The 7364-nt window shown below is 63.0% G+C and carries 8 protein-coding genes and 1 pseudogene; 5 read left to right on the top strand and 4 right to left on the bottom strand.

All coding sequences use genetic code 11. The annotated features are described in order from the left end of the window. Positions 1 to 61: 61 nt before the first annotated feature. From HY699_06080 to HY699_06065, 4 genes and pseudogenes are all read right to left on the bottom strand, one after another. Positions 62 to 562, bottom strand: coding sequence for a hypothetical protein (locus HY699_06080; protein MBI4515368.1), 501 nt, complete (start codon positions 560 to 562; stop codon positions 62 to 64). Between the two features lie 47 nt (positions 563 to 609). Beyond that, positions 610 to 1518 carry a site-specific DNA-methyltransferase gene (locus HY699_06075; protein ID MBI4515367.1) on the bottom strand — a complete coding sequence of 303 codons (909 nt, stop codon included), beginning with the start codon at positions 1516 to 1518 and terminating at the stop codon, positions 610 to 612. 4 nt (positions 1519 to 1522) lie between these two features. Continuing rightward, a pseudogene (locus HY699_06070) lies at positions 1523 to 2255 on the bottom strand (PaeR7I family type II restriction endonuclease). A 196-nt stretch (positions 2256 to 2451) separates the two neighbouring features. Continuing rightward, complete coding sequence (locus tag HY699_06065) at positions 2452 to 2613, bottom strand: helix-turn-helix transcriptional regulator (GenBank protein MBI4515366.1); 162 nt, start codon at positions 2611 to 2613, stop codon at positions 2452 to 2454. A 450-nt stretch (positions 2614 to 3063) separates the two neighbouring features. On the opposite strand from HY699_06065, the gene HY699_06060 reads away from it, so the two are divergent. From HY699_06060 to HY699_06040, 5 genes are all read left to right on the top strand, one after another. Further along, positions 3064 to 3291 carry a hypothetical protein gene (locus tag HY699_06060; GenBank protein MBI4515365.1) on the top strand — a complete coding sequence of 76 codons (228 nt, stop codon included), beginning with the start codon at positions 3064 to 3066 and terminating at the stop codon, positions 3289 to 3291. A 217-nt stretch (positions 3292 to 3508) separates the two neighbouring features. After that, positions 3509 to 3649: a hypothetical protein gene (locus tag HY699_06055; protein MBI4515364.1), complete on the top strand. Its 141-nt coding sequence runs from the start codon at positions 3509 to 3511 to the stop codon at positions 3647 to 3649. Between the two features lie 352 nt (positions 3650 to 4001). Further along, the gene (locus HY699_06050; protein ID MBI4515363.1) at positions 4002 to 5321 is read left to right on the top strand and encodes a tetratricopeptide repeat protein; all 1320 of its coding nucleotides are present in this window, start codon (positions 4002 to 4004) and stop codon (positions 5319 to 5321) included. Between the two features lie 195 nt (positions 5322 to 5516). Then, positions 5517 to 6236, top strand: a complete 720-nt coding sequence (locus HY699_06045; GenBank protein ID MBI4515362.1) for an ATP-binding protein — start codon at positions 5517 to 5519, stop codon at positions 6234 to 6236. Continuing rightward, a complete protein-coding gene (locus HY699_06040; protein ID MBI4515361.1) occupies positions 6233 to 6655 on the top strand; it encodes a DUF4143 domain-containing protein in 423 nt (140 codons plus the stop codon). The genes HY699_06045 and HY699_06040 overlap by 4 nt, the downstream gene beginning before the upstream one ends. The last annotated feature ends 709 nt before the right edge of the window (positions 6656 to 7364 follow it).

Below are 7364 nucleotides of genomic sequence, written 5' to 3'. Positions count from 1 at the left end.
TCGAGATGCCGCTCGCTTCCAGAACCCGTTGGACCAGTCCCACGGACCGGCAGCAGAACGGTCAGGCAGGCACCAACGCCGCCGCGTCGACCCGCTCGGCGCGCATGCGCTCGGCGATGGCCGGCGCCGTCTTCTCGACCAGCTCCGTCGGCTCGAGGATGTAGCCCATCACCGAGTAGTGAGTAGGCGCGGGGCGGCCGATGACGCCCTCGCCGGCGAGCTCGGCCAACCGCCGCATCGGCAGCACGACATCGAGGTCGGCCTCGCCGAAGCGCGGGTCGATGTGCATGTGGTACAGCCGGACGTCCTTCTCCGTCGTGCCGAGCGGAATCACGCGGAAGCTCGGGTCGCCCCACCAGGGGTTACGCCGCTCGCCGTCCTGATCGAACGGCCGGTCGTCGTGGCGCGCCACGCCGGCGGTCGAGACGAGCGCCACGGTGCACTCGTGCAGCGGCTTCGCCAACGGCGTGAACGGGATCACGCCCGGCTCCTGCCGCGCGGCCCAAGCCTTCATGATCTGCCGCGTCGCGAAATCGAGGAAGCGGTACGAGTCGATAGCCATCCGGTCACCCTCAACTACTTAGGCACGAGGCGATCATCGCCATCTGTCTATTCGAGTTTCTTCTTGGCTGGCCGGACTTCGTAGAGGGCATGGTCTTCCTTCACCAGGGCGGTGGTTTCCGTGGGTGCTTTCTCAAACCGAAGCTCCGCCGTCGCAAACAGGTCTGCCGTCTCTGCTTTGAGATACCGGGCAGCTAGGCGGCAGTATTCCGGATCGATCTCGATCCCGATGCTGTTTCGTCCGGTCCGCAGCGCCGCGACCATCGTCGTGCCCGATCCGCAGAAAGGGTCCAGAACGGTGTCCTCGGTGAAGGAGAACATGCGCACAAGGCGGGTGGCCAGTTCCAACGGGAACGGAGCGGGGTGTTGCTTCGTCGATGCTCCCGTCACGTTCCAGATCTGCTGAAACCAGCGGTCGAAGGCGCCCTTTTCGATCCGGCTCGCGTCGCGCTGCCGATTGCTCGGCTTCCGGTAGCCGCCCGGCTTTCGCTGCATCAGGATGAACTCCATGTCGTTCTTGATGATGGCGTTTGGCTCGTAGGGCTTGCCCAAAAACTTCGGTCCGTTTTCGACCTCGTAGGAAGCGTTGGCGATCTTGTGCCAGATGATGGGGTTCAGGTTGTCGAAGCCGATCCTTCGGCAGATGACGCAAATGTCGGCGTGCAAGGGAAACACAAGATGACGTCCAAAATCACGACGTGCGACGCAGACATCGCCGACCACGCAAACCAGCCGCCCTCCGGGAACCAGGATTCGGTAAACATGCCGCCAGACTTTCTCCAGCTCAAAGAGAAACGCCTCATAATCCTGAATATGGCCGAGTTGGTCCGGGTTTTCGTTATATCGTTTCAGATTCCAATAGGGGGGCGACGTGACGACAAGATGAACCGAAGCGTCGCCCAGGTGGGCAAGTTCTCGCGCGTCGCCGTTTATCAATCTGTGAACCGTTCTCTCCATGTGTTCACGCGCAGGCAGCCAAGTGACCCGTGAGTGTCCGGGCGAAGCGCTCAACGGATAGATCCTCCGCAGGCATCGAGAAGCGCCCGTGAATTCCGCCGTCCGCCGTCGACGAAACAAACGCGGCCGCCGTGTAATGGCGTTCCAGCACGAGCTTCCGGCAGAAGACCTCATATCGGCGCATGTACGAAGCTCCGACGAATTCGGGAAAGACCTTGAAGTGCGGCTCCTGCACTTTGACCGGACGATTGGAGGCGTCACAGTCTTCCAGCATGAAGAAGTACCCCAAGAAAGGCTGAGGGCTCTCAAGGTAGGCACGTTCGCGGTAGGCCGTCCACAGGTCGAGAGCGCTTCCCATTGCCTCTTCCGTTCGGTTGTTGAAGTTGTTGCCGAACGACGGGCCGACCTGAGACTTCGCCTCGATCGCGGCGAGCAACGTGTTCTCGCGTACAACCAGCAAGTCCCACTCCTTAGGTGGGACGGAAGAAGCCCGGCAATTCGACGGCTTTCTTTCTGAAGACAAAGCGCACGGGAATCCCTGCCGCCGTTATCAAGTCCGTGAACAGGTCGATGAACCCGTCCATCTGGGCGCCGCCCGTCACGGCGCTGCGCAGTCCCTGATCGGCTTTGCCGGTCTGGCGCTGCTTATCTCTCTGTCCCGCCCGAGTCTTCCAGTAGTGAGCGACCGCCTTACCGGTGCGGGCGCGCAAGTCGCGCAGGATGTCGCCAGAACTCATGGGCATCGTGTATCAGATTCCCTGGATTGCAACAGCCGGACGGAGCCGCACGCGCACTCAAGAGGGACCGTGTACTTCCGGCGAGCATGCACTCTGCGCGACAACTGGCTTTCCAGCGGGCCAGTCAAGCCGATCTTGGTGCTTTTGTAGCGTCGTGAGTGCCGTGATTGCGCGGACTGGTCGGAGGCGCAGAAGATCACGACAGCACGAAACGGCGAAACGAAAACGGCGGTGGAGGAGTGTGCGGACGGGACACACCGATCTCGGCGGCCAGCTCCTCCTGGGTGAAGCCGGCGGCCTTGCGCAACTCCGCCGGTCGCGCCCAGTTCGTCAACTCCGCGTGCTTCCGTTTGGGCATTCGAGCTTTGCACCTCTCCATCGCTGCCATCACTGAGGGGCGTGGGGTCATATCTTGACTACCGACCTACCGAACCGAGCGAGCAAAACAACCAGGCTCCGCGGGCGGGTTCAAGACGCTGGGGCGGACCGATCTCGCCGACGGCTACCAAGTCGATGTGAGCGCCGCACTCGGCTGTGGTTCACTTGCTCAGAAGCGGATGCGATTGCGGCGCTGGCGCTCGGCGATGGCCGGCGCCGTCTTCTCGACCAGCTTCGTCGGCTCGAGGATGTAGCCCATCACCGAGTAGTGAGTAGGCGCGGGGCGGCCGATGACGCCTCGCCGGCGAGCCGCTAAGCCGTTTCAGGTCCACACCTTTCGAAGCCCGCTGCGCGCCGGGATCGACCCACCCAAACTGAATCAGTTGGCGGATGAGCTGGATGCGTAGCACTTCGAGCACATGCGCACGCGATGATCCTGCCCGACATCAACCTGCTCCTCTATGCCCACAATGAGGCGCTCCCGCGACACGCAGCGGCCCGTGCGTGGTGGGAAGGCCTGATGTCGAACGAGAGCGCCGTCGCGATTCCGTGGGCGGTCTCGTTCGGCTTCAGCCGGCTCGCCACGCATCCCGCCGCGTTTTGCGATCCGCTGGCGCCCTTGGAGGCGCTCGAACGAGTACGAGGGTGGCTCGCGTGACCGCATGTGCATATCCTCGAACCGGGAGGACGCCACCTCTCGATCGTGGTAAGCCTGTTCGCCGCCACGGGCGTCCCCGGCAGCTTGACGACCGATACGCACCTCGCTGCGTTGGCCATCGAGCATCAGTGCGAGCTGCACTCCAACGACGGCGACTTCGAACGCTTCCCCGACTGCGATGGCACAACCCGCTCGGGTGAAAGTCCCCAGTTACGTAGTGTATCGATCGCACATCGAGGTGGCTTCGGCCACGGCGTCGCAATGGGGCGCGAAGGACATGGCCGACAAGGGCAAGGACGCGGCCGAGATCCTGGCGTTCTACTACCGCGGCGCGGACGTCACCTTGTTCACTCACTGAGAAAGCACGGTGAGCGTGACGGGCAAGGTGGTGGGAACGCTGGATGCCGAAACGTACACATACGTCCAGGTCGACGACGCTGTTGAACGTGAGGCAGACTCCGAGTCCGATGCCAGCGCAAGCCAACTCGGAGCCCATTGGAGCCCGGTTCCGCTTGCGCAATTATCTTCCTGATGCTATCGCGTCACGACTCTGCGAGGGGCGTGTGAGGCAAGAGCCGCCAGCGTGGTCTCCGCTTCGTTCACGGGTTGGGGATTTGTCGCGCCCGGATGAGCGTGTGCGGCCTTTTCGGCGTGCCGCGGCCACTACGCGCACGCGTCGCGCCTATCCGACCGGCCTTGCCGCTTCCTGTATGGCCGGCCTCTCGTTGCTTGGCCTGCTGACAGGGATCGCGCTTGCCGAGACGCGCACCATCCGCGCCACCGGCGAGTACCGGATGGGGGATAACGACACGCGTGCCGACGCCAAGCGTTTGGCCCTGCTCGATGCCAAGCGGCTCGCTTTGGAGCAGGTGGGTACGTACGTCGAGAGTATAACCGAGGTGCGCGACATGCGGTTGAGCCGCGATGAGATACGCGCCTACACGGCAGGCCTCGTCAAGGTGACCGAGACCAAGACGTACAGCTCCATGGACGGTGAAACGCTCGTCGTACACGTCGATGTCGCCTGCGAGATCGACGCGACAGAGGTACCCAGGCAAGTGGCGGCAGTGAAAAAGAACGCGGCGGCCAGCATGCAACTCGAGACCTTGCGCAAGGAAATCGATCACCTCCGAAGGCAGGTGCAAGAGCAGAACCGGGCACTGGAACAGGCCAGAACCAAAGAGGAAGCCCAAACGCTGGGGGCCGAGCGGAGAAGGACTCTTGATGCGGTCGATGTTCGAAGCCTGCTGAGCCAAGCGTGGACGGCCCTTGCCGGCCCCGGAGGGTCGCGTAAGACCGGTTCATCATCCCAAGCTGGCCGACAGGAAGCACGCCGCCTCCTCGATCGCGTTTTGGATGCTGATCCGCAAAATGCTGACGCACGCTATCAGATCGCGTATTTGGCCACCGAAGAGGGTGACTACGCTGGTGCTATCCGTGCCTACCAGGACTTGATTCGCACGAACCCGGACTTCGTCTGGGCTCACTATGGTCTTGCCCTTGCGCTCAACGAGGTAGGCGACGTTGACGGCGCCATCCGTGAATTTCGCGCCGCGGTGCGGCTTAAACCGGGAGAATTACCCCTGCGCTCTCTTCTTGCTATTACGCTGTCCCGCAAGCACGACTACGACGCCGCGATCCATGAGTACCGTGAGATACTGCGGCTCAAACCAGACGACGCTAAGGCGTACCTCGGGATCGGGGGGGCGCTTCTTAACAAGGGGGATCACGACGGCGCCATCCGTGAATTCCGCGCTGCGCTACGCCTTCAACCGGACACGGATCAAGCCATCAGCGCGCACCTGGGCTTGGGCGAGGCACTTGGGGCAAAGGGTGGCATTGAAGACGCTATGGGCGAGTATCGAGAGGCCGCTCGGATCGAACCACGCCTCACCTTGGGCTTGGGAGACATGCTCCGGGAGCGAGGTGATCGAGACGGCGCAATGTACATGTACCGCGAAGCGCTGCGGTTCCAACCAGATTCTGTCGAGGTCCGAGATCGCATCCGCGCATTGGGCGGCACGCCGTGAAGATCCCCGCCGCGCCGTCCTGCCGCGCCATGGCGACGCTCGCGGAGATGGAGTGCAGGAGCGGAACGCGGCCCGGACGGCGCGCCTGCAGGTCACAGATCGGGGGTAACTGTCGTGCAACGACCAATGTGGCGCTAGCCTCAGGGTCGGGGCGTTTGAAAATCAGAGGATTGGCATCTAATTTTCCAACGTGGCATGGCGCGTATAGCCGAGGGTCGGGTCCGCGCACTGAGCCGGCGGTTCCCGGCCCTGGCGAGCCTCGGGGCGCGGCAGATCGGCAAGTCGACGCTTGCCCATCTCGCCTTCCCCGACTACACGTACGCGGACCTCGAGGATCCGAACGACTTCGCCCGCGTCAGCGGCGACCCGCAGTTCTTCATCTCCCACGCCCCTCGGTTGGTCATCGACGAGGCGCAACGCTTGCCGGGTCTCGTCCCGGTCCTTCGCAGCCTCCTCGACCGCGAGCCGCGCCGGCGGGTCGTACTGCTTGGATCTGCCTCGCCAGGCTTGTTGAAGGGTGTCTCCGAGTCGCTCACCGGGCGGGTTGGTGTTTTTGAGCTCGCAGGGATCTCGGTTGCTGAGCACGACGCGGAGAGCTTGTGGATTCAAGGCGCCTTTCCCCGCATCCACTGGGGTCGGCCACGGGCCCGGCCCGAGGAGTGGTATCCATCCTATCTTCGCACGACCTTGGAGCAGGACATCCCACAGCTCGGCTTTCGGATCTCCAGCCTGCGGCTTCGCACGCTCCTGACCATGGTGGCGCACGCGCAGGGCGGAATCTGCAACCTCTCCGAGTTGGGCGGCTCTCTGGGTGTCAACTACCACTCGGTGGCGCACTTCCTCGACATCTTCGAGGGCACGTTCCCGATCCGCCGCCTCGCGCCGTACGCGGCGTCATCCGTAAGCGCTTGGTGAAGAGCCCGAAGATCTACGTGCGGGACACCGGCTTGTTGCACGCGCTGCTGGGCATCCCCTTTTCGAAGAGAGCACTGCTCGCCCATCCGAAAGCCGGCGCCAGCTTCGAAACGTTCAGCATCGAGCAAATCCTCTTGCATGCCCACCTTCGTGACCCCGGAGTGCAGGCGTTCTTCTACCGCACCCACACGGGGGCGGAGGTGGACCTGATCCTTTGCCTGCGCGACGCGATCATCCCGATCGAGATCAAGCTGGGCGTCTCCGTCCCCGACCTACGCGGTTTGGAGACCTGCATGCGCGACCTCGGCCTGGCGCGCGGATACGTGGTCAACCTCGCCGCCGAGCCGATCCAGATCCGGCGCGGCGTGTGGATGGGTGGCTTGGCCCACCTGCTGGAGGAACTCGGACTTGCCCGCTGATCCGCCACGCATGTGGGTGTAGGCGGGAGGATTGTGGAAGCGGGATGCGCCGGTCCCGTTACGGTTTGCAATCGCCGGTGCAATTGGTGCATGAGTACGCGCATTGATGACCGCAATCAGGAGTGCCGATTTTCCCTTGTCGCAGATCGTCTATGCATAGAGAATCGGCGGGCAAAAGGAGGTTCGGGATTTCCCGATACCTTATCGACCAAGCGACGCAGGTCGCCAAAACAATGACCGGGCGGGGCGAGTCAGTGGCTCCGATTGGGCAGACCGATTTCTTTCTCGTCGCAGACGGCGCTGACCTCACCGGCTATAGCGTGTGGTACCAGCTGCAGATCGACGAGAGGGTCTTCTTTGTGGTGTGGGAGAACCAGCGCAGCGGATGAGTCCGTGGCGCAGCTCCCGTTCGAAACGCGCATGGGGATCATCCGTGGCGTTCTGGACCAGGACAATCCAGAGTCAAACTTCGTGTCGACGATGTTTTCTGTCAGGCAGCGCTCGGGTGGGAAGATGTGGCGCTCCCGATGATTAACCGGTTCTTGCTGCGCGTAATCACGGCTTTCCCGCGGCTGTCCGATAGCTCCAGCTCGCCTCGTAGAATTCACCGGCGGCCGAGCCCGCGGTTGTCGGAGCGATCCGCAGCCCCCGAATGGACTTACTCATCTCCTCGGCAGTGCTACTGACCCGCCGCAGTCCGCCACTTCCG

This window comes from Deltaproteobacteria bacterium (assembly GCA_016210005.1).
Lineage (GTDB): Bacteria > Desulfobacterota > Binatia > HRBIN30 > JACQVA1 > JACQVA1.
Note: the sequence above shows the minus strand (reverse complement) of the source record. Positions and strands in the feature narration are given on the sequence as shown.

Bases quoted from the DNA above. Each gene is read 5' to 3' on its own strand.
- HY699_06075 (MBI4515367.1), bottom strand. From the start codon at position 1,518: ATGGAGAGAACGGTTCACAGATTGATAAACGGCGACGCGCGAGAACTT.
- HY699_06080 (MBI4515368.1), bottom strand. From the start codon at position 562: ATGGCTATCGACTCGTACCGCTTCCTCGATTTCGCGACGCGGCAGATC.
- HY699_06045 (MBI4515362.1), top strand. From the start codon at position 5,517: ATGGCGCGTATAGCCGAGGGTCGGGTCCGCGCACTGAGCCGGCGGTTC.
- HY699_06060 (MBI4515365.1), top strand. From the start codon at position 3,064: ATGATCCTGCCCGACATCAACCTGCTCCTCTATGCCCACAATGAGGCG.
- HY699_06050 (MBI4515363.1), top strand. From the start codon at position 4,002: ATGGCCGGCCTCTCGTTGCTTGGCCTGCTGACAGGGATCGCGCTTGCC.
- HY699_06065 (MBI4515366.1), bottom strand. From the start codon at position 2,613: ATGCCCAAACGGAAGCACGCGGAGTTGACGAACTGGGCGCGACCGGCG.